Source organism: Pseudomonas sp. B21-031, assembly GCF_024748985.1.
GTDB lineage: Bacteria > Pseudomonadota > Gammaproteobacteria > Pseudomonadales > Pseudomonadaceae > Aquipseudomonas > Aquipseudomonas kermanshahensis.
Map to the genome: position 1 here is coordinate 4,719,966 of NZ_CP087181.1, position 24,832 is coordinate 4,744,797.

The following is a 24,832-nucleotide window of genomic DNA, read 5'->3' on the forward strand; positions in this document are numbered from 1 at the left end:
CGTCTGTGGGGTGAAATATCTTCGCCAGCCCTTTATAGTGGCCGATCACCCTCATTTTTACCCCGTAGCCAGATAAGTAGCCGAGCCACCATGTCCGAGCCACGTCAGATTCTCGTCACCAGCGCCCTGCCCTATGCCAATGGATCAATCCACCTTGGCCATATGCTCGAGTACATCCAGACAGACATGTGGGTCCGCTTCCAGAAACTACGCGGCAACCAGTGCATCTATGTCTGCGCCGATGACGCCCACGGTTCGGCCATCATGCTGCGCGCCGAGAAGGAAGGCATTACTCCCGAGCAGTTGATCGCCAATGTCCAGGCCGAGCACAGCGGCGACTTTGCCGACTTCCTGGTGGATTTCGACAACTTCCACTCGACCCACAGCGAAGAGAACCGCGAGCTGTCCAGCCTGATCTACACGCGCCTGCGTGACGCTGGCCACATTGCCACCCGTTCGGTAACCCAGTACTTCGACCCCGAAAAGGGCATGTTCCTGGCCGACCGTTTCATCAAGGGCACCTGCCCCAAGTGCGCGGCCGAAGACCAGTACGGCGACAACTGCGAGAAGTGCGGCGCAACCTACGCCCCGACCGAGCTGAAGAACCCCAAGTCGGCCATCTCCGGTGCCACCCCGGTATTGCGTGACTCCCAGCACTTCTTCTTCAAGCTGCCTGATTTCCAGGCCATGCTGCAGCAGTGGACCCGTAGCGGCACCTTGCAGGATGCCGTCGCCAACAAGCTCGCCGAGTGGCTGGACTCGGGCCTGCAAGAGTGGGACATCTCCCGCGATGCGCCGTATTTCGGCTTCGAGATCCCGGGCGAGCCGGGCAAATATTTCTACGTCTGGCTGGACGCGCCAATCGGCTACATGGCCAGCTTCAAGAACCTCTGCGCGCGCCGCCCAGAGCTGGATTTCGATGCCTTCTGGAAGGAAGACTCCAGCGCCGAGCTGTACCACTTCATCGGCAAGGACATCGTCAACTTCCACGCCCTGTTCTGGCCAGCGATGCTCGAAGGCGCGGGCTTCCGCAAGCCAACTGCGGTCAACGTGCACGGCTACCTGACCGTCAACGGCGCCAAGATGTCCAAGTCGCGCGGCACCTTCATCAAGGCCCGTACCTACCTGGATCACCTGCAGCCGGAATACCTGCGTTACTACTACGCGGCCAAACTGGGCCGTGGCGTCGATGACCTCGACCTGAACCTGGAAGACTTCGTGCAGAAGGTCAACTCCGACCTGGTCGGCAAGGTGGTCAACATCGCCAGCCGTTGCGCCGGCTTCATTCACAAAGGCAACGACGGCGTGATGGTGGCCGGTGATGCCGCACCCGAGCTGACCGAGGCCTTCCTGGCTGCCGCGCCGTCCATCGCCGAAGCCTATGAGAGCCGTGACTTCGCCCGCGCGATGCGTGAAATCATGGCCCTGGCCGACCGCGCCAACGCCTGGATCGCCGACAAGGCGCCCTGGTCGCTGGCCAAGCAGGAAGGCAAGCAGGACGAAGTCCAGGCCATCTGCGCCCAGGGCATCAACCTGTTCCGCCAGTTGGTGATCTTCCTCAAGCCGGTCCTGCCGGTGCTGGCTGCCGACGCCGAGGCCTTCCTCAATGTCGCGCCGCTGACCTGGAACGACCACCAGTCGCGCCTGGAAAACCACAGCTTGAATGCCTTCAAGGCACTGATGAGCCGTATCGAACCCGCCAAGGTCGAAGCCATGGTCGCTGCCAGCAAAGAAGACCTGCTGGCCGCCGAAGCCCAGGCGCCGGCCGGCAATGGCGAACTGGCCAAGGACCCACTGTCGGCGGAAATCGAATTCGATACCTTTGCCGCCGTCGACCTGCGCGTGGCCCTGATCGTCAAGGCCGAGGCCGTACCCGGTGCCGACAAGCTGCTGCAACTGACGCTGGACATCGGTGACGAGCGCCGCAACGTGTTTTCCGGCATCAAGTCGGCCTACCCCGACCCGTCCAAGCTGGAAGGCCGCCTGACCATGATGGTCGCCAACCTCAAACCTCGGAAAATGCGCTTTGGCGTGTCGGAAGGCATGGTCATGGCTGCCGGCCCTGGCGGTGAAGAAATTTACCTGCTCAGCCCGGACAGCGGCGCCAAGCCAGGCCAACGCATCAAGTAAGCCCCCAGCCCCGGCCTCTGTGCCGGGGCTGTTCCATCACCCGCTGAATGCCGGACAATCGACCCGATTCCCGGCTATCGTCATGTCATGAGTGACTACCTTCTGGTCCTGATCAGTGCCACGCTGATCAATCACCTGTGCCTGCAGCAACAGCCGATATCTCGGCTGCGCGTGCATGTGCTCGGCTTGGCCTGCGCCTTGTCCGTGGCACTCGCCATGATCGGCGCTCACCTGTTCAAGTGGCTGGTGCTCGACCCTTGGCAGCTCCACGACCTGAGCCTGTTCCTGTTGCTGCCCTGGTTGGCCTTGCTGACCTACGGCGTGCCATGGGCACTGGCCAGGCTACGTGCCGACTGGCCTGTGCCTGACCTGCCTGCAGTGCTGCTGAGCAACGTCGCTGTGCTGGGGCTGGCGCTGGAGGAGGCAGGCGCTGGCACGGCCTGGCTTGCGACGCTGAGCAAAGGCCTGCTGGCCGGAGTGGGCTTGTGGCTTGCGCTGGCCCTGTTCGCGGACCTGCGCCAGCGCAGCGCCCATGCCGACATACCTGTTGCCCTGCGTGGCCTGCCAATCGAATTGCTCGGTGTGGGCATCATGGCCATGGCATTTTCCGGTTTGAACGGACTTTTTGCGCAATGACGCCGATCAAGGCAAAGCCTGACCCACGCCTGCGTACCAGCATGGGCCTGGTGCTACTGGCCTGTGCCCCCGGTTTGCTAGCGCTGCTGTGGATGCAGAGCTGGGGACTGCTGTGCAAGCTGCTGCTGTGTGCCAGTGCAGCGTTGCTCTGCGAAGCGCTGCTATTGGCCCTGCGCCGCCAACCTGTAGGTGCGACGCTGAGCGACGGCAGTGCGCTGGTCACTGCGGTGTTGCTGGCGGCCGCCCTTCCTGCGCTGGCCCCTTGGTGGCTGCCCATGGTCGCCGCTGGGGTGGCGATCGGGTTTGGCAAACAGGCCTTCGGCGGTGTCGGCCGCAACGTGTTCAACCCGGCTATGGTGGGCTACGCCTTCGTACTGCTGAGTTTCCCATTGCAGATGAACCATTGGCCAGGGCACGCGCCGGGGTTGCTCGAGAGCCTGCAACAGGTAGTGGGCGGCGGCGAGCACATCGATGCCTGGGCACAACCGACAATACTCGACGGCCTGCGCCACAACCGCAGCCTGACCATCGATGAACTGTTCGCCAGCCACCCAGGGTTCGGCAGCATCGGTGGGCGCGGCAGCGAATGGGTCAACTTGGCGTTTCTGCTGGGCGGGTTGTTTCTGCTACAGCGCAAAGTGTTCAGCTGGCACGCGCCCGCGGGTTTGCTGGCGGGCCTGTTGTTGCTCAGCCTGCTGGGCTGGAACGGCTCAGGCTCCGATTCCAACGGTTCTCCCTTGCTGCACCTGTTCTCTGGCTCGACCATGCTGGCGGCTTTTTTCATTGCCACTGAACCTGTCTCCAGCCCCAAAAGCGAGTGGGCCAAGCTGCTGTTCGGCTTTGGCACAGGCCTGCTGATCTACCTGATCCGCACCTGGGGCAGTTACCCCGATGGCACGGCGTTCGCCATCCTGCTGATGAACCTCATGGTCCCCAGCCTTGAACGGCTGGCCTTGCGCCGCCAAGAGGCAGCCCGATGAAGCGCCTCGCGCAGGCAGCAGTGCTGCTGGTGACTGCAGCGCTGGCCTTGTCGATGACGCTGATCTGGCGCTCGTGGACCACACCCACCATCGGCGAAGCTGAAAAACAGCTGCAGAGCCGCCAGCGGCTGGCAGTGCTCCCCGAGGCCAGTTACGACAATCACCCATTGGATATCCCCCTGCCAACGCCCGACGCACAACTTGCGCACAGCCGCATCGTGGCAGCCTACCGGGCAACGTTGGCGGGCACACCCTCAGCAGTCATCCTGGTCACCCAGGCCCAGGGCTATGCTGGGCCGATCGTCTTGACCATCGCCATCACGCCTGACGGGCGCCTGTTGGGCAGCCAGGTGGTCGAGCAGCAAGAAAGCCCCGGGCTCGGCGGGCGCCTTGCCGACCCGCAGGTGCACTGGCTGACGCAGTTTGCCAATCGCAGCCTGGGTGATCACTGGGCACTGAAGCGCGACCAGGGTGACTTCGACCAATTGGCAGGCGCAACAGTGACCTCCCGGGCAGTGATCGAGGCGCTGCAAGATGCCCTGCGCTATTTCGATGAGCATCGTCGCGCATTCCTCGAGGTCCCACCCCATGAATAGGGACTACCTGCTGGTCACCGCCCTCGCCCCGCTGCTAGGGGTGACACAAACGCTGCCCATGGCGGCTGTCATGGGCGGGTGCGCGGTGTTGATGGCTTGCCTGCATCAAGCCTTGCTGATGCCGTTGCGCAGCCACCTGCATGGCGCGGCCTACGTGCTGGCAAGCCTGCTGATACTCGCTGGCCTGGCCAGCTGCCTGCAATTGGCCCTGCGTGCCTGGCTGTTGCCCATGGCGCTGCTATTGGGCCCGTACCCGGCACTGATGTGCCTGACGTGCCTGGCAGTGGACCGGCTGCTACCGGATGCAGGCCGCTGGCGATCATTGCTGCTGCACCTGGGTGGCCTGCTGGCCGCTTACCTGCTACTCGGCGCCTGTCGCCAAGGGCTGGCCGAAGGGCTGGGGGTGCACCTTGCCAGCCTCGCCCCGGGCGCACTGCTACTGCTCGGACTGCTGTTGGCCCTGTACAATCACCTGCGTCCGGGCCCTGCCCACCCACGTCGTCAAGGAAAGCCCTGAGTCCATGAATGCCGCAAAACGCCTGGAGATCTTTCGCAGGCTGCACGAAGACAACCCTGACCCGAAAACGGAACTGGCCTACACCACCCCGTTTGAGTTGCTTGTCGCCGTGACCCTTTCAGCGCAATCCACCGACGTAGGCGTCAACAAGGCCACAGCAAGGCTGTTCCCGGTCGCCAATACCCCGGAGGCAATCTACGCCCTCGGCGTCGAAGGGCTGAGCGAATACATCAAGACCATCGGGCTCTACAACAGCAAAGCCAAGAACGTGATCGAAGCCTGCCGGCTTTTGATCGAGCGCCATGGCAGCCAGGTGCCAGAAACCCGAGAAGCGCTGGAAGCGCTGCCCGGCGTGGGGCGCAAAACGGCCAACGTGGTACTCAACACGGCATTCCGGCAGCCGACCATGGCGGTGGACACGCATATTTTCCGGGTCAGTAACCGCACCGGCATCGCACCCGGTAAAACCGTGCTGGAAGTCGAGAAGAAGCTGATCAAGTTCGTACCCAAGCCCTACCTGCTCGATGCCCATCACTGGCTCATCCTTCATGGGCGCTATGTATGCCAGGCGCGAAAGCCCCGCTGTGGGAGCTGCCGAATCGAGGACCTGTGCGAATACAAGCACAAGACGTCTGACGATTGAGCCGATAGTTAAAAACCCCCCTGCGCGATTGAAAAAATCTTTTTTACCAGCGTCAGCTTTCTGGTTATAAGGACGGCCAATGGCCCCTTGGCTTGGAGCGACTCATGAGTGCTGATAAAGACGACCTGTCAATCGAAGATGATTTTGTTGCCGCGGATGATGAAGCGGAGCCCCAGGTAGAGACTGCAAAGACCAACCTCAGTAAACGTCGCACCATCGACAACCTGCTGGAAGAGCGACGCCTGCAGAAGCAACTGGCCGACTTCGACTACGACTTATAAACCCTTGCAAAGCCTCCCACCGGGAGGCTTTGCAGCGCAGCGGTCAGTTCAACCCGTGGCGCTGGGCCAGCTCGATCAGGTCTACCAGCGACCGGGCGTTGAGCTTGAGCAACAAGCGGGACTTGTAGGTGCTGACAGTCTTGTTGCTGAGGAACATGCTGTCGGCAATTTCCTTGTTCGAGCGCCCGCGCGACAGCTGCTGCAAAACCGTCATTTCCCGGGCCGAGAGACGGTTGACCATGTCCGTCTCGCTGCCACCGCTGCCCCTGCCTCGCGAGGCATGCAAGGCCTGATTAGGGAAATAGCTGTAGCCTGACAACACCGCCTTGATGGCGCTTAGCAGCTCGGTCAGCTCCTGCTGCTTGCACACATACCCCGCCGCCCCCGCCTGCATGCAACGCATCGAGAAGTTCCCAGGCACCTGGGAGGTCAGCACCAGCACCTTGCTGCCTGGGCTGAATGCCGCCATACGGGCGATGACCTCGAGGCCATCGAGCTTGGGAATCCCGATATCCAGCACCACGATATCCGGGAGGTGCTCACGCGTCAGTTGCAAGGCGGCCACGCCGTTATCGGTTTCCGCAACGACGTCATACCCATGCCGCTCCATCAGCATGCGCACGGCCAGGCGTATGACCGGATGGTCATCCACGATAAGGACTTTATTCATGTGATATCCATTCATTCATTATTTTTGCTGTGGCACGCCACGATAACCGACAGAACGCTTCATGGCGCGACGATTTGTCAATGAAACTCATGAATAGACGAGCCCTACAACACTTACAGAAATTTCCTACACAAAACCTTGCAGCACGCTAATCGTGAGTGTTCATGTCTCGCAAGAAACGTAGCACTGACCCAATCGACTGAACCAGTTGAAAACAAACTTCCGCGCGAAGAATATTCCACTTTAAATGCGCGAAACAATCAGGCACCCCCTGTTCTGGCGACAACGCTCAGTCAGGAAACACTACAGTCTTTAGTTGAGCGTAACAGTACGGTAATGATGAGCAAAACCGCAGGAGACAGCCATTATGCCCGACGTACAACCTGTCGCCCCGCTGACGATCATTGCTATCTTCGCGGGGATCATCGAAGCATCCGCCCTTGCAACACTGCCGTTCCTCAGCGAATCCAGCCAGAGTCTCTATACCTGGTTTCTGGTCGGTTTTCCGTTTTTCCTTACAGCACTGTTCTTTCTAACGTTGAACTTCAATTACAAGTCGTTCTATAACCCCGCCCTAAAAAAAGTTAAAACCGACACCCCAGATACTGAATTGCTCGAACCCGTGACCGTTATCTTTTCCGGCCCCGATGCACAACAACGGCTGGAACAGCATATCCTCGTGGCACTCGCACACGCGCCGGCATCAACACGCACTTGGCACTTCCTTAATCTGGACAAACGCCAATGCGCACGCCTGTCTATCAGTGCGCTTGAGGAGGATGTCGTCAATCGCAGGGTGTGAAGGCCATTGGCATAACGCCGCAAAAAAAAACCCCGGCCTAAGCCGGGGTTCGTGCAACGCTTGCCAGTACTTAGAGCAGCGAACGGCCCTTGTTGGCGGCAATGCGCATGCGCAGAGCATTGAGCTTGATGAAGCCCGCAGCATCGGCCTGGTTGTAGGCGCCGCCGTCTTCTTCGAAGGTCGCGATGTTGGCATCGAACAGCGAGTCGTCCGACTTGCGGCCGACAACGGTGACATTGCCCTTGTACAGCTTCAGGCGTACCACGCCATTCACGTTGACCTGCGAAGCGTCGATCATCTGCTGCAGCATCACGCGCTCTGGGCTCCACCAGTAACCGGTGTAGATCAGGCTGGCATACTTCGGCATCAGCTCATCTTTCAGGTGAGCGACTTCGCGGTCCAGGGTGATCGACTCGATCGCACGGTGGGCGCGCAGCATGATGGTGCCGCCTGGGGTCTCGTAGCAGCCACGCGACTTCATGCCGACGTAACGGTTCTCGACGATGTCCAGACGGCCAATGCCGTTGGCACCACCGATGCGGTTCAGGTCAGCCAGGACGGTAGCCGGGGACTTCTCGACACCATCGATGGCAACGATGTCACCGTTGCGGTAGGTCAGTTCGATGTAGGTCGCCTGGTCCGGGGCGTTCTCCGGGGAGACGCTCCAGCGCCACATGTCTTCCTCGTGCTCGGTCCAGGTATCTTCCAGGACACCGCCTTCGTAGGAGATGTGCAGCAGGTTGGCGTCCATCGAGTACGGCGATTTCTTCTTGCCATGACGCTCGATCGGGATGCCGTGCTTCTCGGCGTAGTCCATCAGCTTCTCGCGGGACAGCAGGTCCCACTCACGCCATGGGGCGATGACCTTGACGCCCGGCTTGAGCGCGTAGGCACCCAGCTCGAAACGTACCTGGTCGTTGCCTTTGCCGGTTGCGCCGTGGGAAATGGCGTCGGCGCCGGTTTCGTTGGCGATTTCGATCAGGCGCTTGGCGATCAGCGGACGGGCGATGGAGGTACCCAGCAGGTACTCGCCTTCGTAGACGGTGTTGGCGCGGAACATCGGGAATACGAAGTCACGCACGAATTCTTCGCGCAGGTCGTCGATGTAGATCTCTTTCACACCCATTGCCTGTGCCTTGGCACGGGCCGGCTCGACCTCTTCGCCCTGACCCAGGTCAGCGGTGAAGGTCACCACTTCGCAGTTGTAGGTATCCTGCAGCCACTTGAGAATCACCGAAGTATCAAGGCCGCCGGAATACGCCAGTACGACCTTATTTACGTCCGCCATGCCATCACTCCACGGGGTTGTACGGAAAGGGGTCGATTCTAACGGCGTTATGGAAAAATTTACAGTGGGGCGACAGCTTCTGACGACAAAGCGACAGTAATTGTCGAGGGCGCGACGTTGCCTGAATGGTGCTTGAGAGGTGTAGCGCCTATCAGATAGAGCGCCGCCCGCGCGGCGCTTCGCAGCACAAGGCTGCTCCTACAGTTGTTTCGGGCCAGTCACGCCTGTGAAGGCGGCGCGCGACCGCCTTGTTGGTCCGACTCAATATCGCGCCATGCGCCAGGGGGCCGCGCGCCAATGCTCCAGGAATAACTGGCCCGAAACAGATGTGGGAGCAGCCTTGTGCTGCGAAGCGCCGCGCGGGCGGCGCTCGATCTCACAGGCGCTGAATAGGTTGTGGCGAACCCCGAAGCAATCACTTGCCATGCCCCACGACCTCAGGGTAGCTTCGCCCCCGGCGCCACGGCAGCCGGGCTAGCTGGCGCCGGAGCAGCAGCTGGCACTGTTTGCTCAACCGGCTTCTCCACCGGTTTCTCAACCTCCGCAACCCGGCCCAGCTCGATACTCACCCGCCGATTGCGGGCCCGGTTAGCGGCATTGTTGTTCTTCGCCAATGGGTAACGCTCGCCATGGAAGCGCACGGTGATTTGCGCTTCGGGCACGCCATGGGCCTTGAAGTAGTCCGCCACTGCCACTGCCCTGCGGCGCGACAGATCACGGTTGGTCAGGCGGTTTCCGCTGTTGTCGGAGTGCCCGTCGAGCTCGATGTGGTTAACCGTGGGGTCGGCCTTCATGTAATCCAGCACAACGTCCAATCGTGCCCGAGCCGAATCGTCCAGGTCGATGCCGCCCCCCGGGAAGCCTACCTGCGTCTGTCTCACCTGGTCATAATTCATCGGCAGCAACTTGCTGGCGCAGGCCTGGTAGTCGCTGTAGGCCTTGGCGAAACTCACCGGCAGTACCCGCACCTCCATTGCCCGCCCCGCCTCACCGGTGTAGTTGCGCACCACCGTGCTGCGGCCATCGAGCAAACCATTGATCAGTCGGCCCGCCTGCCCCTGAGACGAGCTGAACAGCACGCCGCTACGCGCCATCCGCACCACACCCAGGTTGATATCACCACGCCCCGGCTGCCAGGGCGCAGCTGCGGCCAGCAACGTGGCAGCCCCAGCCCCCAGCGCATTACTGTGCGAACGCAGCTGGAACACCGGCAGTTCACCGGCCCGGCGCACGAATTCGCCACTGCCAAAGCCGTCGATCGGCTGGATCAGGCGGCACTCGAACTGGTCGCCCTCGACTTGCCAGGCAATGTTCTCCATGCGCGTCTGGAAAGTCAGTGCACCGGCCGGCAGGCTGGCGAACAGGGTCAACAGGGCTAGGTAACGCTGGCGCACGGGCGGCTCCACAAATTCTGACGGCTTACCTGCAGGGTATCGGACGCCACCCGAAAAACTTGATAGCCGTGCTCGGCCCAGGGTTTTCCGGTAGCATTGGGCCTTGAGTTCGACCCGCCTGGAATCCCCAATGTCCGATCGCCTGACCCTCCTGCGTCCCGACGACTGGCACATCCATCTGCGCGATGGTGCCGTCCTGCCCCATACCGTTGGCGATGTGGCGCGTACCTTCGCCCGTGCCATCATCATGCCCAACCTCGTACCGCCGGTGCGCAATGCCGTCGAAGCTGGCGCCTACCGTGAGCGCATCCTTGCCGCGCGCCCGGCCGGCAGCCGCTTCGAACCGTTGATGGTGCTTTACCTCACCGACCGCACCAGCCCCGAGGACATCCGCGCGGCCAAGGCCAGCGGTATCGTGTACGCCGCCAAACTGTACCCGGCCGGCGCCACGACTAACTCCGATTCAGGCGTGACCAGCATCGACAATATCTTCCCCGCTATCGAAGCGCTGGCCGAAGTTGGCATGCCGCTGTTGGTGCACGGTGAAGTGACCCGCAGCGAGATTGACGTGTTCGATCGCGAGAAGCGCTTCATCGACGAGCACATGCGCCGCGTGGTCGAACGCTTCCCGACGCTCAAAGTGGTGTTCGAACACATCACCACCAGCGATGCCGCGCAGTTCGTCACCGAGGCCTCGGCCAACGTCGGTGCCACCATTACCGCCCAGCACCTGCTGTACAACCGCAACCACATGCTGGTTGGCGGCATTCGCCCGCACTTCTATTGCCTGCCGATCCTCAAGCGCAACACCCACCAGGTGGCGCTGCTGGATGCTGCCACCAGTGGCAGCCCGAAGTTCTTCCTCGGCACCGACTCGGCCCCTCATGCCCGTCACGCCAAAGAAGCCGCTTGCGGTTGCGCGGGCTGCTACACCGCGTACGCGGCCATCGAGATGTACGCCGAAGCGTTCGAGCAGCGTAACGCGCTGGACAAACTCGAAGGCTTTGCCAGCTTGCACGGCCCGGCCTTCTATGGCCTGCCGGCGAACACCGACACCATCACCCTGGTCCGCGAAGAGTGGACTGCCCCTGAAAGCCTGCCGTTTGGCGAGCAGACCGTGGTACCGCTGCGCGCCGGCGAGAAGCTGCGCTGGCGCCTGCTGGAGGAAAACGCGTGAGCGAAGACCTCTACGAAGACGATCAGGACGGCCAGGCCGGCAGCGGCTCGCGTCACCCGATGGCTGAGCGCTTCCGTGGCTACCTGCCAGTGGTGGTGGATGTCGAGACCGGCGGTTTCAACAGCGCCACCGATGCCTTGCTGGAAATCGCCGCCGTCACCATCGGCATGGACGAGAAAGGCTTCCTGTTCCCCGAACACACCTACTTCCACCGGGTAGAGCCGTTCGAAGGCGCCAATATCGAGGCTGCCGCACTGGAGTTCACCGGCATCAAGCTGGACCACCCGCTGCGCATGGCAGTGAGTGAAGAAAGCGCGCTGACCGATATCTTCCGCGGCGTGCGCAAGGCGCTCAAGGCCAACGGCTGCAAGCGCGCAATCCTGGTCGGCCACAACAGCAGCTTCGACCTGGGCTTCCTCAATGCCGCGGTCAACCGCAACGACCTCAAGCGCAACCCCTTCCACCCGTTCTCCAGCTTCGACACCGCCACCCTCGCGGGCCTGGCGTATGGCCAGACCGTGCTGGCGCGGGCCTGCCAGAGTGCCGACATCGACTTTGACGGGCGTGAGGCGCATTCGGCGCGTTACGACACCGAGAAGACGGCTGAGCTGTTCTGCGGCATCGTCAACCGCTGGAAAGAAATGGGCGGCTGGCGCGATTTCAACGACTGAGTTGAATGCCTCATCGCAGGCAAGCCGGCTCCCACAGGATTACCACAGGCTTGAATAGTGTGGGGTACCTGTGGGAGCTGGCTTGCCAGCGATGAGAGCAGAACAGAAACTGGAAGACTCAAATTCCAGACACAAAAAAACCGGCCACCAGGGCCGGTTTTTTTATGCGCTTGGCAATTACAGCTTGCCAGCGTTCTCGCTCAGGTATGCAGCAACGCCTTCTGGCGAAGCGTTCATGCCTTTGTCGCCTTTCTTCCAGTTGGCAGGGCAGACTTCGCCGTGCTCTTCGTGGAATTGCAGGGCGTCAACCAGACGCAGCAGCTCGTCCATGTTACGGCCCAGTGGCAGGTCGTTGATGATCTGCGAACGGACAACACCGTTGGTGTCGATCAGGAAGGCACCACGGAAGGCCACGCCACCTTCGGACTCGACGTCGTAGGCTTTGCAGATTTCGTGGGTCATGTCGGCAGCCAGGGTGTACTTCACCTGGCCGATACCGCCGTTGTTGACCGGGGTGTTACGCCAGGCGTTGTGAGTGAAGTGCGAGTCGATCGAAACGCCGATCACTTCAACGTTGCGAGCCTGGAAGTCTGGGATGCGGTTGTCCAGGGCGATCAGCTCGGACGGGCAGACGAAGGTGAAGTCCAGCGGGTAGAAGAACACCAGGCCGTACTTGCCCTTGATGGCCGAGGCCAGGTTGAAGCTGTCGACGATTTCGCCAGTGCCCAGTACAGCGGGAACGGTGAAGTCGGGGGCTTGTTTACCAACGAGTACGCTCATTGTTATCTCCTGATGAGGGTGAAAAACCGTTTGCCGGGCCAGACGGGCTTGCCCGACATCCAACAAAGGCCGACCATCATACACGGCTTCTCATGACAGACCGAATCCAACCGCCGGTCGCTCAAGCACGCACCTCTTAGAAAGACTTTTGACAAGCATTCTCATTACCATTAAGCTCCAGACCATCTCAACCAGCGATGGTCCGACTTTATGTATGTGTGTCTTTGTGTCGGCGTGACCGACGGACAGATCCGCGATGCGATCTATGACGGATGCTGCAGCTACAAGGAAGTTCGAGCCGCGACCAACGTCGCTAGCCAATGCGGTAAATGTGCCTGCCTTGCCAAGCAAGTGGTCCGCGAGACCTTGACCGATCTTCAGGTTAGCCAGGCTGCCCTGCCCTATCCGGTAGAATTTACCGCCGCTTAAACCCCCTATTTTGAAGAACCGGACCTAGCGTCCGGTTTTTTTATGCCTGCAATTCAATAACTTAGCACTCCAACGCGCTTCACAAACATTCTTATTCCTATTCATTTTCACTTATTATTCAATAACTTAGGTTTGACAGCCCTAAGTATCAGGCTCAAACTTCTCTGCATTGGCACACTTCTACAGGGCAGGAACCCGTCATGAAAGGCGACGTAAGCGTCATCCAGCATCTCAACAAGATCCTCGGAAACGAGCTGGTCGCGATCAACCAGTACTTCCTGCACGCACGCATGTACGAAGATTGGGGCCTGAACAAACTCGGCAAGCACGAGTACAAGGAATCCATCGACGAGATGAAGCACGCTGACAAATTGATCAAGCGTATTCTCTTCCTCGAAGGCATACCGAACGTGCAGGACCTGGGCAAGCTGCTGATCGGCGAGCACACCAAAGAAATGCTCGAGTGCGACCTGAAGATCGAACAAAAAGGCCTGATCGACCTGAAAGCCGCCATTGCTCACTGCGAAACCGTTGGCGACTTCGGCTCGCGTGAAATGCTCGAAGACATCCTCGAGTCCGAGGAAGAGCACATCGATTGGCTGGAAACCCAGCTGAGCCTGATCGACAAGATCAGCATCGAGAACTACCTGCAGTCGCAGATGGGCGAAGAGTAAAATCCCGCCCATAAAAAAACCCGCCATGAGCGGGTTTTTTTATGGGCGTTCGAGGATCAGGCTTCAGAAGCCTTCGCCTTGGCAGCAGCATCCTTGATCAGGGTTTGCAGCTCACCGTTTTCAAACATTTCCAGCATGATGTCGCTACCGCCGACCAGCTCGCCTGCCACCCACAGCTGCGGGAAGGTTGGCCAGTTGGCGTACTTGGGCAGGTTGGCGCGGATTTCCGGGTTCTGCAGGATGTCGACGTAGGCGAACTTCTCGCCACAACCCATCACAGCCTGCGATGCCTTGGCCGAGAACCCGCACTGCGGGGCATTCGGCGAGCCTTTCATGTAAAGCAGAATGGTGTTGTTGGCAATCTGCTCTTTGATCGTTTCGATGATATCCATGGAACACCTCGTCTGAACTTTCCGACTCGATGGTCGGCACGGTGACGCATTGTATCGGAAAGCCGAGCGGTATGCTCGGCCTTGCCGTTGCTCAGGCGGCCTCGACGTGCACGGGCACGCCATTGAGGGCGGCATTGCCCGACACCTGATCGCGCAAGCGCTCATCGGTGAGGTCATTGGCACTGACCCCGGGTTGCCCCTGGGCGACCTGCAGGTGTACGCCCTGGCGAGCATGGCCGTAGCCGTGTGGCAGGCTGACCACGCCCGGCATCATGTCGGTACACGCCTGCACTTCAACCTCAAGGGTGCCGGTACGCGAACGTATGCGCACGCGCTGGCCATCCTGCAATTGCCGTTGCAGCAGGTCATCAGGGTGCATCAACAGCTGATGGCGCGGCTTGCCTTTGACCAGCCGGTGGAAGTTGTGCATCCATGAGTTGTTGCTGCGCACATGGCGGCGGCCAATCAACAACAGCGCCCCAGCGGCCAACGGTGCCTGCCGGGCAAGCCTGGCCAAGTCGTCGAGCAGCACCTGAGGGGCCGCTTCGATGGCCTGGCTGGCGGTGCGCAGGCGCGCTTGCAGATTGGCGCCTAGCGGCCCCAGATCGAGCCCGTGGGGGTGTCGATCCAGTGTTTCGATCGAGAGTTTCCAGGCCGATTCATCCCCATAACGCCCCTTGCGCAAAGCCCAGTCGATCATCTGCGCCGGGGGCAGGGTCGGCTTGAGCGCCAATGCCGCACGCTCGGCAAAGGCCTTAGCCAGGCCAACGAAGATCTCCCAATCGTGCAACGCGCCTTCTGGCTTGGCGAGGATCGCGCGGTTGAAGCGCGTCACGTTGCGTACCGCCAGCAAGTTGAAGGTGCTGTCGTAGTGGTCGTTCTCCAGCGCCGACGTGGAAGGGAGGATCAAATCGGCATGGCGGGTGCTCTCGTTGATGTAGAGGTCGATGCTGAGCATGAACTCGAGCCCCTCCAGCGCCTCGTCCAGCTGTCGACCATTGGGCGTGGACAGCACCGGGTTGCCCGCCACGGTCACCAGCGCCCGTACCTGGCCGTCACCGGGCGTGAGCATTTCTTCGGCGAGTGCAGCCACCGGCAGCTCGCCAGCGTACTCCGGCAGCCCCGAAACCCGGCTTTGCCAGGCATTGAAGTGCCCACCCGACGTACTCGCCACCAAGTCGACTGCAGGCTCGGTACACAGGGCGCCGCCCACCCGATCCAGGTTGCCGGTGACCAGGTTGATCAGTTGCACCAGCCAGTGGCACACGGTGCCGAAGGCCTGGGTCGATACGCCCATGCGGCCATAGCAAACGGCCTTGTCGGCAGCCGCAAAATCACGCGCCAGCTGGCGAATATCGCTGGCGGCAATGCCGCACAGCGGGCTCATGGCTTCGGCGGTGAGCGGGGCGATCGCGCTGCGCACCTGATCAAGGCCATTGACCGGCACGTGCGACGCACGGGTCAGGCCTTCGTCAAACAGGGTATTGAGCAGGCCACTGAGTAATGCTGCATCGCCGCCGGGGCGGATAAACACGTGGCGGTCAGCCATGGCCGCCGTTTCGCTGCGCCGCGGGTCCACTACCACCAGTTGACCGCCCCGGGCACGCAGGGCCTTCAGGCGCTTCTCCACATCTGGCACGGTCATGATGCTGCCATTGGAGGCCAACGGGTTACCGCCCAGAATCAACATGAAGTCGGTGTGATCGATGTCCGGGATCGGTAACAACAGTCCGTGGCCGTACATCAGGTGGCTGGTCAGGTGCTGGGGCAACTGGTCCACCGAGGTGGCCGAGAACCGGTTGCGGGTCTTCAACAAGCCGAGGAAATAGTTGCTGTGGGTCATCAGCCCGTAGTTGTGCACGCTGGGGTTGCCTTGATACACCGCCACCGCATTGCGGCCATGCGCCTGCTGGATGGCCCACAGTTTGTCGGCCGCCAGGGCGAAGGCCTCGTCCCAGCCGATCGCCTGCCAGCGTTCGCCAACCCGACGGTGCGGCTGACGGAGGCGGTCAGGGTCGTTCTGGATGTCTTGCAAGGCCACCGCCTTGGGGCAGATATGGCCACGGCTGAACGGGTCATCGGGGTCGCCCTTGATCGAGCTGATCAGCGCCCGGCCATCGTCTTCATGGCTGACTTCGATGTTCAGCCCGCAAATGGCTTCGCACAGGTGACAGGCACGGTGATGCAGGGTCTTGGTCATGGCCGCCTCTGCGTTGTGATGGGTCTGATCACGACTATGCGCCGGGCCCACGGCCCTCGCCAGCGCGCTTTGCGCTGTGAATTCCCCGACATCAGGCAAACGATTCGCGACACGCATTTGCCAAATTGCGGGCAAGCCGTGTACAACCTCTGTAGCAAATAAAAAACAGCGCACGCTCAAGGGGTAACGACACCCTTTGCAACAGAGCTGCTGTTTCCCCTCTTGGTTTCAGGCGACATTTAATTATAGTATTGCGCCTTTCCCTATTTCGTCCGCCCCGTGCGGCTTACGCCGCAGGTCACTCCCGTTGTCAAAAAAAACCATACGGTCGACCTGCATACCGTTGCAGATAAGGTAGTCAAACATGAGCGCTAGGCACTTTCTCTCCCTGCTGGACTTCACCACCGACGAATTGCTCGGGGTGATCCGCCGCGGCATCGAGCTGAAGGACCTGCGCAAGCGAAGCGTGCTGTTCGAGCCGCTGAAAAACCGCGTGCTGGGCATGATCTTCGAAAAGTCCTCGACCCGGACCCGCGTGTCGTTCGAGGCAGGCATGATCCAGCTCGGCGGCCAGGCCATCTTCCTGTCACCCCGCGACACCCAGCTGGGCCGCGGCGAGCCGATCAGCGACAGCGCCATCGTGCTGTCGAGCATGGTCGACGTGGTGATGATCCGCACCCACGCCCACAGCACCCTCACCGAGTTCGCCGCCAACTCGCGCGTACCCGTTATCAACGGCCTGTCCGATGAGTCGCACCCGTGCCAGCTGCTGGCCGACATGCAGACATTCGTCGAACACCGTGGCTCGATCCAGGGCAAGACCGTGGCGTGGATCGGTGATGGCTTCAACATGTGCAACTCTTATATCGAAGCCGCCCAGCAGTTCGATTTCCAGCTGCGCATCGCCTGCCCCGAAGGCTACGACCCGGACCCACGCTTCATGGCGCTGGGCGGTGATCGTGTGCAGATCATCCGCGACCCGAAGGAAGCCGTACGCGGCGCGCACCTGGTGACCACCGATGTCTGGACTTCCATGGGCCAGGAGGAGGAAACTGCACGCCGCCTGGCGCATTTCGCGCCTTACCAGGTCACCCGCGAACTGCTCGACCTGGCGGCACCCGACGCCCTGTTCATGCACTGCCTGCCCGCCCACCGTGGTGAGGAAATCAGCCATGACCTGCTCGACGACCCTCGTTCGGTCGCCTGGGACCAGGCTGAAAACCGCCTGCATGCACAGAAGGCCCTTCTCGAATTCCTTGTAGAACCGGCTTACCACCACGCATGAGTCAACCCCTACTGCTCAACCTGCGCAACCTCGCCTGCGGCTACGGCGACCAGCGCATCGTCCAGAACCTCAACCTGCACCTGAACGCAGGCGACATTGGTTGCCTGCTGGGTTCATCCGGTTGCGGCAAGACCACCACCCTGCGCGCCATCGCCGGTTTCGAGCCTATCCATGAAGGCGAGATCCAACTGGCGGGCGAGGTCATTTCCCGCGCTGGCTTCACCCTGGCCCCGGAAAAACGCCGCATCGGCATGGTGTTTCAGGACTACGCCCTGTTCCCGCACCTGACCGTGGCCCATAACATCGCCTTCGGCATCGCCAAGCACCCGCGCCAGGGTGAGGTGGTCGAAGAGATGCTCGAGCTGGTCAAGCTGGGCGGCTTGGGCGGTCGCTATCCGCACGAGCTGTCCGGTGGGCAGCAGCAACGGGTCGCCCTGGCCCGCGCGCTGGCGCCAGAGCCTCAGTTACTGCTGCTCGACGAGCCGTTTTCCAACCTCGACGTGGAACTGCGCCGCCGCTTGAGCCATGAGGTGCGCGACATCCTCAAGAGCCGGGGGACCAGCGCCATTCTGGTGACCCACGACCAAGAGGAAGCGTTTGCCGTCAGCGACCAGGTGGGTGTGTTCAAGGAAGGTCGCCTGGAGCAGTGGGATACGCCTTACAACCTCTACCACGAGCCGCAGACGCCGTTCGTGGCCAGCTTCATTGGCCAGGGTTACTTCATCCGTGGCCAGATGAGCAGCCACGAGGCAGTCAATACCGAACTTGGCGAACTGCGGGGCAACCGCGCCTATATCATGGCGCCAGGCAGCTCGGTGGATGTGCTGCTGCGCCCTGACGATATCGTGTATGCGCCAGACAGCCTGCTGCGGGCCAGTATCGTGGGCAAGAGCTTCCTGGGGGCATCGACCCTGTATCGCCTGCAACTGCCTACCGGTAGCCAGCTGGAGGCGATCTTCCCAAGCCATATCGATCATCAGGTCGGTGAGGATGTAGGAATTGCCGTGGCGGCTGATCACCTGGTGCTGTTCCCGGTGCCGGGCAGTGTCGCGGCGCAGTTGCCACGGCAGGAAAATGGCGTTCGCCGCTACAGTTCGGCGACCTGATTCTCTATTCAGGGGCTGCTGCGCAGCGGCCCCTGCGATTTCAACCCCTGCCAATACCGGCAAACGTGCCCTGGGTGTGTTCAGCCAGCACCGCCGCCGCCAACTCCACCTCCAGCCCGCGCCGCCCGGCGCTGACATGGATGGTTGCAAAGTTCTGCGCCGAATCATCAATAAAGGTGCGCAAGCGCTTCTTCTGGCCTAACGGGCTGATGCCACCGACCAAGTACCCCGTAGCCCGCTGGGCCGCGGCCGGGTCGGCCATCTCGCACTTCTTCACCCCCGCCGCATGGGCCAGTGCCTTGAGGTCCAAGGTGCCCACCACCGGCACCACGGCCACCAGCAACTCACCTTTCTCACTGCTCGCCAGCAAGGTCTTGAACACGTGCTGCGGATCGAGCCCGAGCTTTTCCGCTGCCTCCAAACCATAGGATGCCGATTTAGGGTCGTGCTCATAACTGTGCACACGATGCTCGGCGCGGGCTTTTTTCAACAGGTCTAGGGCGGGGGTCATGCGCAGGCTCCGGTCAGGGATAAGTCGGCGGCTACTTTAGGACATATCCCACATCCCAGCCAGTTCGGAGCCTACGCGCCTGTCTAGCGTGCGGTTTCGCGACCCCACACTACGTCCAAAACGTGACTGACCGTTCACTTTCGACCTTTGACATAAGCGTTTCTTGTCTATATTTTTTCGTTTCTGAAGAAATGGTGCACATTTAAGGTGCATTTCCTGTATCTGCCTGGGGTCAATGGGGATCGACTCCGGGCTTTGCTGTCGAGCGCCACGCGCCTCACAACAAAAAAAACGAGGTCATACATGACGACTGCTCTACGCGAACCCACCTTGTCCAGCCAATGCCTGGCCGAATTTCTTGGCACCGCCCTGCTCATCTTTTTCGGCACCGGTTGCGTCGCCGCGCTCAAAGTCGCGGGTGCCAGCTTCGGCCTGTGGGAAATCAGCATTATCTGGGGCGTCGGCGTGAGCATGGCGATCTACTTCACCGCCGGTGTTTCCGGCGCGCACCTGAACCCGGCCGTGAGTATCGCCCTCACCCTGTTCGCCGGCTTCGACAAGCGCAAACTGCCGTTCTACATGCTGGCCCAGGTATGCGGCGCCTTCTGCGGCGCCGCGTTGGTCTACACCTTGTACAGCAACCTGTTCTTCGATTTCGAACAAGCCCACGCCATGCTGCGAGGCAGCAGCGAAAGCCTGGAGCTGGCGTCGGTGTTCTCCACCTACCCGCACCCCTCGCTGTCCACTGGCCAGGCATTCCTGGTGGAAGTGGTCATCACCGCCATCCTCATGGCCGTGATCATGGCCCTGACCGACGACAACAATGGCCTGCCCCGTGGCGCCGTGGCGCCGCTGCTCATCGGCCTGCTGATTGCCGTGATCGGCAGCGCCATGGGGCCGCTGACAGGGTTTGCGATGAACCCAGCCCGCGATTTCGGGCCAAAATTGATGACCTTCCTGGCCGGTTGGGGCGAAATCGCCTTCACTGGCGGACGGGACATTCCTTATTTCCTGGTACCGGTGTTCGCACCGATCCTTGGCGCATGCCTGGGCGCCGCAGCGTATCGCGGCCTGATCGCCCGCAACCTGCCAGTAGCGCCAACCGCAAGCGCTGAGACAAACGACAATCGCCAGGGCGATACTCAAGTCAACTGATGTGGCCTCACGCCCAAGCCCTGACTTCCCATTTTTGCAAGGCCTACGACCATGACAGACACCCTGGATAAGAACTACATCATCGCCCTGGACCAGGGCACCACCAGTTCGCGGGCCATCATTTTCGACCGCGACGCCAATGTGGTCGGCACCTCCCAGCGCGAATTCGCCCAGCATTATCCGCAGGCAGGCTGGGTCGAACACGACCCGATGGAGATTTTCGCCACCCAGAGCGCCACCTTGGTCGAGGCCCTCGCCCAGGCGGGCATCAGCCACGCCCAGGTCGCTGCGCTGGGCATTACCAACCAGCGTGAAACCACGGTGGTGTGGGACAAGGAAACCGGCCGCCCGGTGTACAACGCCATCGTCTGGCAGTGCCGCCGCAGCACCGAAATCTGCGCGCAGCTCAAGCGTGACGGCCATGAAGACTACATTCGCAAGTCCACCGGCCTGGTCACCGACCCGTACTTCTCCGGCACCAAGCTCAAGTGGATCCTCGACAATGTCGAAGGCGTCCGTGAGCGCGCCGAACGTGGCGAGCTGTTGTTCGGTACCGTCGACACTTGGCTGATCTGGAAATTCTCCGGCGGCAAGGTGCACGTCACCGACTACACCAACGCGTCGCGCACGCTGATGTTCAATATTCACACACTGGAATGGGACGAAAAACTGCTGAAAATCCTCGGCATCCCACGCCAGATGCTGCCCGAGGTTCGCCCCTCCTCCGAAGTTTACGGCCACACCAAGAGCGGCATTGCCATCGCCGGTATCGCTGGCGACCAGCAGTCTGCGCTGTTCGGCCAGATGTGCGTCGAGCCCGGCCAGGCCAAGAACACCTACGGCACCGGCTGCTTCCTGCTGATGAACACCGGTGACAAGGCCGTCAACTCGTCCCATGGCCTGCTCACCACCATCGCCTGCGGCCCGCGGGGTGAAGTGGCCTATGCACTGGAGGGCGCCGTGTTCAATGGTGGCTCTACCGTGCAGTGGCTGCGTGACGAGCTGAAGATCGTCAACGACGCACTCGATACCGAGTACTTCGCCAGCAAGGTCAAAGACAGCAACGGCGTGTACCTGGTGCCCGCCTTCACAGGCCTGGGCGCCCCCTATTGGGACCCTTATGCCCGTGGCGCCCTGTTCGGCCTGACGCGCGGGGTGAAGGTCGACCACATCATTCGTGCAGCGCTGGAATCGATCGCCTACCAGACCCGTGACGTACTGGACGCCATGCAACAGGATTGCGGTTATCGCCTGTCCGAATTGCGCGTGGATGGCGGTGCGGTGGCCAACAACTTCCTCATGCAGTTCCAGGCCGACATCCTTGGCACCTGCGTGGAGCGCCCGAAAATGCGCGAGACCACAGCCCTCGGCGCCGCCTACCTGGCAGGCCTGGCCTGTGGCTTCTGGAGCAGCCTGGACGAGTTGCGCGACAAGGCGATCATTGAGCGCGAGTTCAGCCCGCAATTGGACGAGACGCAGAAAGAGCAGCTTTACGCCGGGTGGCTGAAGGCCGTCGACCGTACCCGTGACTGGGAAGATCACGAAGCCTGATCCGGGGTCAGGGGCCGCTGCGCAGCCCATCGCCGGCAAGCCGGCTCCCACGATCACAGCTCCTTTTTAGGCAGCAGAGCTGATCGGTGTGGGAGCCGGCTTGCCGGCGATGGGCTGCGTAGCGGCCCGATACTCCACTGGCCGTCATCCGCTTCCTACGGCATCATTGCAGAATTTGTCCGGCAGCCCATAAGGACCGCCCATGAATCTGCCCCCTCGCCAACAACAAATCCTCGAGCTGGTCCGCGAACGCGGCTACGTCAGCATCGAAGAAATGGCGCAGCTGTTCGTCGTCACCCCGCAAACCATCCGCCGCGACATCAACCAGCTCGCCGAGCTCAACCTGCTACGCCGCTACCACGGGGGTGCCGCGTATGACTCGAGTATCGAGAACACCGCCTACGCCATGCGCGCCGACCAGATGCGCGACGAGAAGCAGCGCATCGCCGAAGCCGTAGCCTCGCAGATTCCCGACCATGCCTCGCTGTTCATCAACATCGGCACAACGACCGAATCGATCGCCCGCGCACTGCTCAACCATAACCACCTGAAGGTGATTACCAACAACCTGCACGTGGCCTCGATCCTGGCGGCCAAGGACGATTTCGAAGTACTGGTTGCAGGTGGCACGGTGCGCCGCGATGGCGGTGTGGTAGGCCAGGCCAGCGTCGATTTCATCAACCAGTTCAAGGTCGACTTCGCCCTGGTTGGCATCAGTGGCATCGACGAAGATGGCAGCCTGTTGGACTTCGATTACCAGGAGGTACGGGTTTCCCAGGCCCTGATCGCCAATGCACGCCAGGTTATCCTGGCCGCCGACTCCAGCAAGTTCGGGCGCAATGCCATGGTTCGCCTGGGCTCGATCAGCCTGGTGGACTGTTTGGTGACCGACCAGACGCCGACGCCCGCCCTCGCCCACTTGCTCAACCAGTACAAGATTCGCCTCGACGTGGTGTGAAGCAGATTGTGGGACTGAAGCGTATGGATTGAGATTTTTATCGCTCTCGAGATCGAGCGCCGCCCGCACGGCGCATCGCGAGCAACGCTCGCTCCTACGTTTGTTTCGGGCCAGTCACGCCTGTGCCAGCGCGCGCGACCGCCTGGTTGGTCCGACGCTACATTGAGGCGGGCGCCAAGGGGCCGCGCGCCAATGCCACAGGAATAATTGGCCGGAAACAAACGTAGGAGCGAGCGTTGCTCGCGATGCGCCGCGCGGGCGGCGCTCGATCTCGACAACGCCTAATGAATCAAGCCCTACACCCGAATTTTCGTAAATGTTCACTTTATTGTCATCCGATCAGTATTTTCTATAAAGACTGACTGGATACCCGCCTTCTATTGCGCTAGTATTTTCGGAAACGAACATCAATGTTCATATTCGATGTGAACAGCCCCAGGAGGCCTTGCCCGTGTCCCAGCCCGTTTCGTCCCAGCCACCCCTCGCTGACTGTTATGACCTCGCCGTGATCGGCGGTGGCATCAATGGTGTGGGCATTGCTGCCGACGCCGCCGGGCGCGGCCTGAAGGTGTTCCTTTGCGAAAAGGACGACCTGGCGCAGCACACCTCGTCAGCGAGCAGCAAGCTGATCCATGGCGGCCTGCGCTACCTGGAACACTACGAGTTCCGCCTCGTGCGCGAAGCCCTGGCCGAGCGCGAAGTTCTGCTGGCCAAGGCGCCGCACATCGTCAAGCCGATGCGTTTCGTGCTGCCCCACCGCCCGCACCTGCGCCCGGCCTGGATGATCCGTGCCGGCCTGTTCCTCTACGACCACTTGGGCAAGCGCAAGCGCCTGGGCGCTTCACGCAGCCTGCGCTTCGGCCCGGGCTACCCGCTCAAGCCGGCCATCACCCGCGGTTTCGAATACGCTGACTGCGCCGTGGACGACGCCCGTCTGGTCGTGCTCAATGCCATGGCAGCCCGCGAAAAAGGTGCGCACATCGTCACCCGCACCCGCTGCCTGCGTGCCGAGCGTGTCGATGGCGTGTGGCAGGTCGAGCTGCAGCATGCCGACGGCAGCCTGCAGAGCATTCGTGCCCGCGCCCTGGTCAACGCTGCTGGCCCGTGGGTGGCCAGCTTCATCAAGGATGACCTCAAGCTGGATGCGCCTTACGGCATCCGCCTGATTCAGGGCAGCCACCTGATCGTCCCGCGCCTGTACGAAGGCGAACACGCTTACATCCTGCAGAACGAAGACCAGCGCATCGTGTTCTGCATCCCTTACCTGGACCGCTTCACCCTGATCGGCACCACCGACCGTGAGTACAGCGGCGACCCGGCCCAGGTGAAAATCACCGAGGCCGAGACCGACTACCTGCTCAAGGTGGTCAACGCACACTTCAACCATCAGCTCAGCCGTGACGACATCCTGCACACCTACTCCGGCGTACGCCCGCTGTGCAACGACGAGTCGGACAACCCGTCGGCCGTGACCCGCGACTACACCCTGGCGCTGTCGGCAGGCGAAGGCCAGGCGCCGCTGCTGTCGGTGTTCGGCGGCAAGCTCACCACGTACCGCAAGCTGGCCGAATCGGCCATGGCCGAGCTCAAACCGTTCTTTACCCAGATGCGCGCCAGCTGGACCGCTGCCGCGCCGCTGCCCGGCGGGGAAGACATGACCACCGCGCAGGCACTGACCGACGCCATTCTGGCGCAGTACGGGTGGCTGCCGGTGGACATCGCCAAACGCTGGGCAGTGACTTACGGCAGCCGCGTATGGCGCCTGCTCGAGGGTATTCAAGGCCCGGAAGGTTTGGGCCAGGCCATTGGCGGCGGCCTCTTCAGCCGTGAAGTCGATTACCTGCGCAGTGAAGAATGGGCAGTCGATGCGGCCGACATCCTGTGGCGCCGCACCAAACTGGGCCTGTTCACTTCGCCTGCAGAACAGCAGGCGCTGCACGACTACCTGAAGAAAGCGCCAGTAAGCCAGGCATCGTTCAAGGCCGCCTGAGGCCAACCTGAAGCCG

At 61.4% G+C, this 24,832-nt stretch carries 25 protein-coding genes; 18 read left to right on the forward strand and 7 right to left on the reverse strand.

What is annotated here, in order from left to right; genetic code table 11:
• Positions 1–90: 90 nt before the first annotated feature.
• From metG to LOY53_RS21085, 7 genes are all read left to right on the forward strand, one after another.
• Positions 91–2,130 carry a methionine--tRNA ligase gene (gene metG, locus LOY53_RS21055; RefSeq protein ID WP_027594205.1) on the forward strand — a complete coding sequence of 680 codons (2,040 nt, stop codon included), beginning with the start codon at positions 91–93 and terminating at the stop codon, positions 2,128–2,130.
• Between the two features lie 87 nt (positions 2,131–2,217).
• On the forward strand, positions 2,218–2,766 hold the full coding sequence (locus LOY53_RS21060; protein WP_252825633.1) for an Rnf-Nqr domain containing protein: 549 nt from the start codon (positions 2,218–2,220) through the stop codon (positions 2,764–2,766).
• On the forward strand, positions 2,763–3,746 hold the full coding sequence (locus LOY53_RS21065) for an RnfABCDGE type electron transport complex subunit D (RefSeq protein ID WP_258703259.1): 984 nt from the start codon (positions 2,763–2,765) through the stop codon (positions 3,744–3,746). The genes LOY53_RS21060 and LOY53_RS21065 overlap by 4 nt, the downstream gene beginning before the upstream one ends.
• A complete protein-coding gene (locus LOY53_RS21070) occupies positions 3,743–4,342 on the forward strand; it encodes an RnfABCDGE type electron transport complex subunit G (RefSeq protein ID WP_252825635.1) in 600 nt (199 codons plus the stop codon). The genes LOY53_RS21065 and LOY53_RS21070 overlap by 4 nt, the downstream gene beginning before the upstream one ends.
• Positions 4,335–4,859 carry an Rnf-Nqr domain containing protein gene (locus tag LOY53_RS21075; protein ID WP_252825636.1) on the forward strand — a complete coding sequence of 175 codons (525 nt, stop codon included), beginning with the start codon at positions 4,335–4,337 and terminating at the stop codon, positions 4,857–4,859. Before LOY53_RS21070 ends, LOY53_RS21075 begins: the two co-directional genes overlap by 8 nt.
• A gap of 4 nt (positions 4,860–4,863) precedes the next feature.
• Positions 4,864–5,502 carry an endonuclease III gene (nth, locus tag LOY53_RS21080; protein WP_027594200.1) on the forward strand — a complete coding sequence of 213 codons (639 nt, stop codon included), beginning with the start codon at positions 4,864–4,866 and terminating at the stop codon, positions 5,500–5,502.
• A 104-nt stretch (positions 5,503–5,606) separates the two neighbouring features.
• Positions 5,607–5,783 (forward strand): PA3496 family putative envelope integrity protein, encoded by a 177-nt coding sequence (locus LOY53_RS21085; protein WP_027594199.1) that lies wholly within the window; start codon positions 5,607–5,609, stop codon positions 5,781–5,783.
• Between the two features lie 43 nt (positions 5,784–5,826).
• Here the strand turns inward: LOY53_RS21085 and LOY53_RS21090 are convergent, their stop codons facing one another.
• Positions 5,827–6,453, reverse strand: a complete 627-nt coding sequence (locus LOY53_RS21090; protein ID WP_033702663.1) for a response regulator transcription factor — start codon at positions 6,451–6,453, stop codon at positions 5,827–5,829.
• Between the two features lie 367 nt (positions 6,454–6,820).
• Between LOY53_RS21090 and LOY53_RS21095 the strand changes: the two genes are divergently transcribed.
• Positions 6,821–7,255, forward strand: coding sequence for a hypothetical protein (locus LOY53_RS21095; RefSeq protein WP_252825637.1), 435 nt, complete (start codon positions 6,821–6,823; stop codon positions 7,253–7,255).
• Positions 7,256–7,325: 70 nt separating this feature from the next.
• Here the strand turns inward: LOY53_RS21095 and LOY53_RS21100 are convergent, their stop codons facing one another.
• Positions 7,326–8,543: an argininosuccinate synthase gene (locus LOY53_RS21100; RefSeq protein WP_027594196.1), complete on the reverse strand. Its 1,218-nt coding sequence runs from the start codon at positions 8,541–8,543 to the stop codon at positions 7,326–7,328.
• Positions 8,544–8,980: 437 nt separating this feature from the next.
• Positions 8,981–9,937 carry an OmpA family protein gene (locus LOY53_RS21105; protein WP_258703260.1) on the reverse strand — a complete coding sequence of 319 codons (957 nt, stop codon included), beginning with the start codon at positions 9,935–9,937 and terminating at the stop codon, positions 8,981–8,983.
• Positions 9,938–10,067: 130 nt separating this feature from the next.
• Here LOY53_RS21105 and pyrC point away from each other — a divergent pair, with 130 nt between their 5' ends.
• On the forward strand, positions 10,068–11,114 hold the full coding sequence (gene pyrC, locus LOY53_RS21110; RefSeq protein ID WP_099455143.1) for a dihydroorotase: 1,047 nt from the start codon (positions 10,068–10,070) through the stop codon (positions 11,112–11,114).
• A 59-nt stretch (positions 11,115–11,173) separates the two neighbouring features.
• Complete coding sequence (gene rnt / locus LOY53_RS21115) at positions 11,174–11,785, forward strand: ribonuclease T (RefSeq protein ID WP_371097688.1); 612 nt, start codon at positions 11,174–11,176, stop codon at positions 11,783–11,785.
• A 177-nt stretch (positions 11,786–11,962) separates the two neighbouring features.
• Here rnt and LOY53_RS21120 read toward each other — a convergent pair whose 3' ends face one another.
• A complete protein-coding gene (locus LOY53_RS21120) occupies positions 11,963–12,565 on the reverse strand; it encodes a peroxiredoxin (protein WP_027594192.1) in 603 nt (200 codons plus the stop codon).
• 210 nt (positions 12,566–12,775) lie between these two features.
• On the opposite strand from LOY53_RS21120, the gene LOY53_RS21125 reads away from it, so the two are divergent.
• Together LOY53_RS21125 and bfr are read left to right on the forward strand one after the other, a co-directional pair.
• On the forward strand, positions 12,776–12,994 hold the full coding sequence (locus LOY53_RS21125; protein ID WP_099455144.1) for a bacterioferritin-associated ferredoxin: 219 nt from the start codon (positions 12,776–12,778) through the stop codon (positions 12,992–12,994).
• 200 nt (positions 12,995–13,194) lie between these two features.
• Positions 13,195–13,668 (forward strand): bacterioferritin, encoded by a 474-nt coding sequence (gene bfr / locus LOY53_RS21130; RefSeq protein ID WP_027594191.1) that lies wholly within the window; start codon positions 13,195–13,197, stop codon positions 13,666–13,668.
• A 56-nt stretch (positions 13,669–13,724) separates the two neighbouring features.
• On the opposite strand, the gene grxD is transcribed toward bfr, so the two are convergent.
• Both grxD and LOY53_RS21140 read right to left on the reverse strand, forming a co-directional pair.
• Positions 13,725–14,060: a Grx4 family monothiol glutaredoxin gene (gene grxD / locus LOY53_RS21135; RefSeq protein WP_012313029.1), complete on the reverse strand. Its 336-nt coding sequence runs from the start codon at positions 14,058–14,060 to the stop codon at positions 13,725–13,727.
• Between the two features lie 91 nt (positions 14,061–14,151).
• On the reverse strand, positions 14,152–16,260 hold the full coding sequence (locus tag LOY53_RS21140; protein ID WP_258703261.1) for a molybdopterin-dependent oxidoreductase: 2,109 nt from the start codon (positions 16,258–16,260) through the stop codon (positions 14,152–14,154).
• Positions 16,261–16,624: 364 nt separating this feature from the next.
• Between LOY53_RS21140 and argF the strand changes: the two genes are divergently transcribed.
• Together argF and LOY53_RS21150 are read left to right on the forward strand one after the other, a co-directional pair.
• Positions 16,625–17,545, forward strand: a complete 921-nt coding sequence (gene argF / locus LOY53_RS21145; protein WP_085273557.1) for an ornithine carbamoyltransferase — start codon at positions 16,625–16,627, stop codon at positions 17,543–17,545.
• Positions 17,542–18,651: an ABC transporter ATP-binding protein gene (locus tag LOY53_RS21150; RefSeq protein WP_252825642.1), complete on the forward strand. Its 1,110-nt coding sequence runs from the start codon at positions 17,542–17,544 to the stop codon at positions 18,649–18,651. Before argF ends, LOY53_RS21150 begins: the two co-directional genes overlap by 4 nt.
• A gap of 40 nt (positions 18,652–18,691) precedes the next feature.
• On the opposite strand, the gene ybaK is transcribed toward LOY53_RS21150, so the two are convergent.
• On the reverse strand, positions 18,692–19,162 hold the full coding sequence (gene ybaK / locus LOY53_RS21155) for a Cys-tRNA(Pro) deacylase (protein ID WP_099455146.1): 471 nt from the start codon (positions 19,160–19,162) through the stop codon (positions 18,692–18,694).
• 303 nt (positions 19,163–19,465) lie between these two features.
• Between ybaK and LOY53_RS21160 the strand changes: the two genes are divergently transcribed.
• The 4 genes from LOY53_RS21160 (at position 19,466) to glpD (ending at position 24,816) form a co-directional block, all read left to right on the forward strand.
• Entirely contained in the window at positions 19,466–20,317 is an 852-nt protein-coding gene (locus LOY53_RS21160; protein ID WP_027594186.1) for an MIP/aquaporin family protein, read from the forward strand.
• Positions 20,318–20,368: 51 nt separating this feature from the next.
• Complete coding sequence (glpK, locus tag LOY53_RS21165; RefSeq protein ID WP_258703262.1) at positions 20,369–21,868, forward strand: glycerol kinase GlpK; 1,500 nt, start codon at positions 20,369–20,371, stop codon at positions 21,866–21,868.
• A gap of 202 nt (positions 21,869–22,070) precedes the next feature.
• Entirely contained in the window at positions 22,071–22,826 is a 756-nt protein-coding gene (glpR, locus tag LOY53_RS21170; RefSeq protein ID WP_186677481.1) for a DNA-binding transcriptional repressor GlpR, read from the forward strand.
• Between the two features lie 451 nt (positions 22,827–23,277).
• The gene (gene glpD / locus LOY53_RS21175) at positions 23,278–24,816 is read left to right on the forward strand and encodes a glycerol-3-phosphate dehydrogenase (protein ID WP_252825645.1); all 1,539 of its coding nucleotides are present in this window, start codon (positions 23,278–23,280) and stop codon (positions 24,814–24,816) included.
• Positions 24,817–24,832 lie beyond the last annotated feature (16 nt).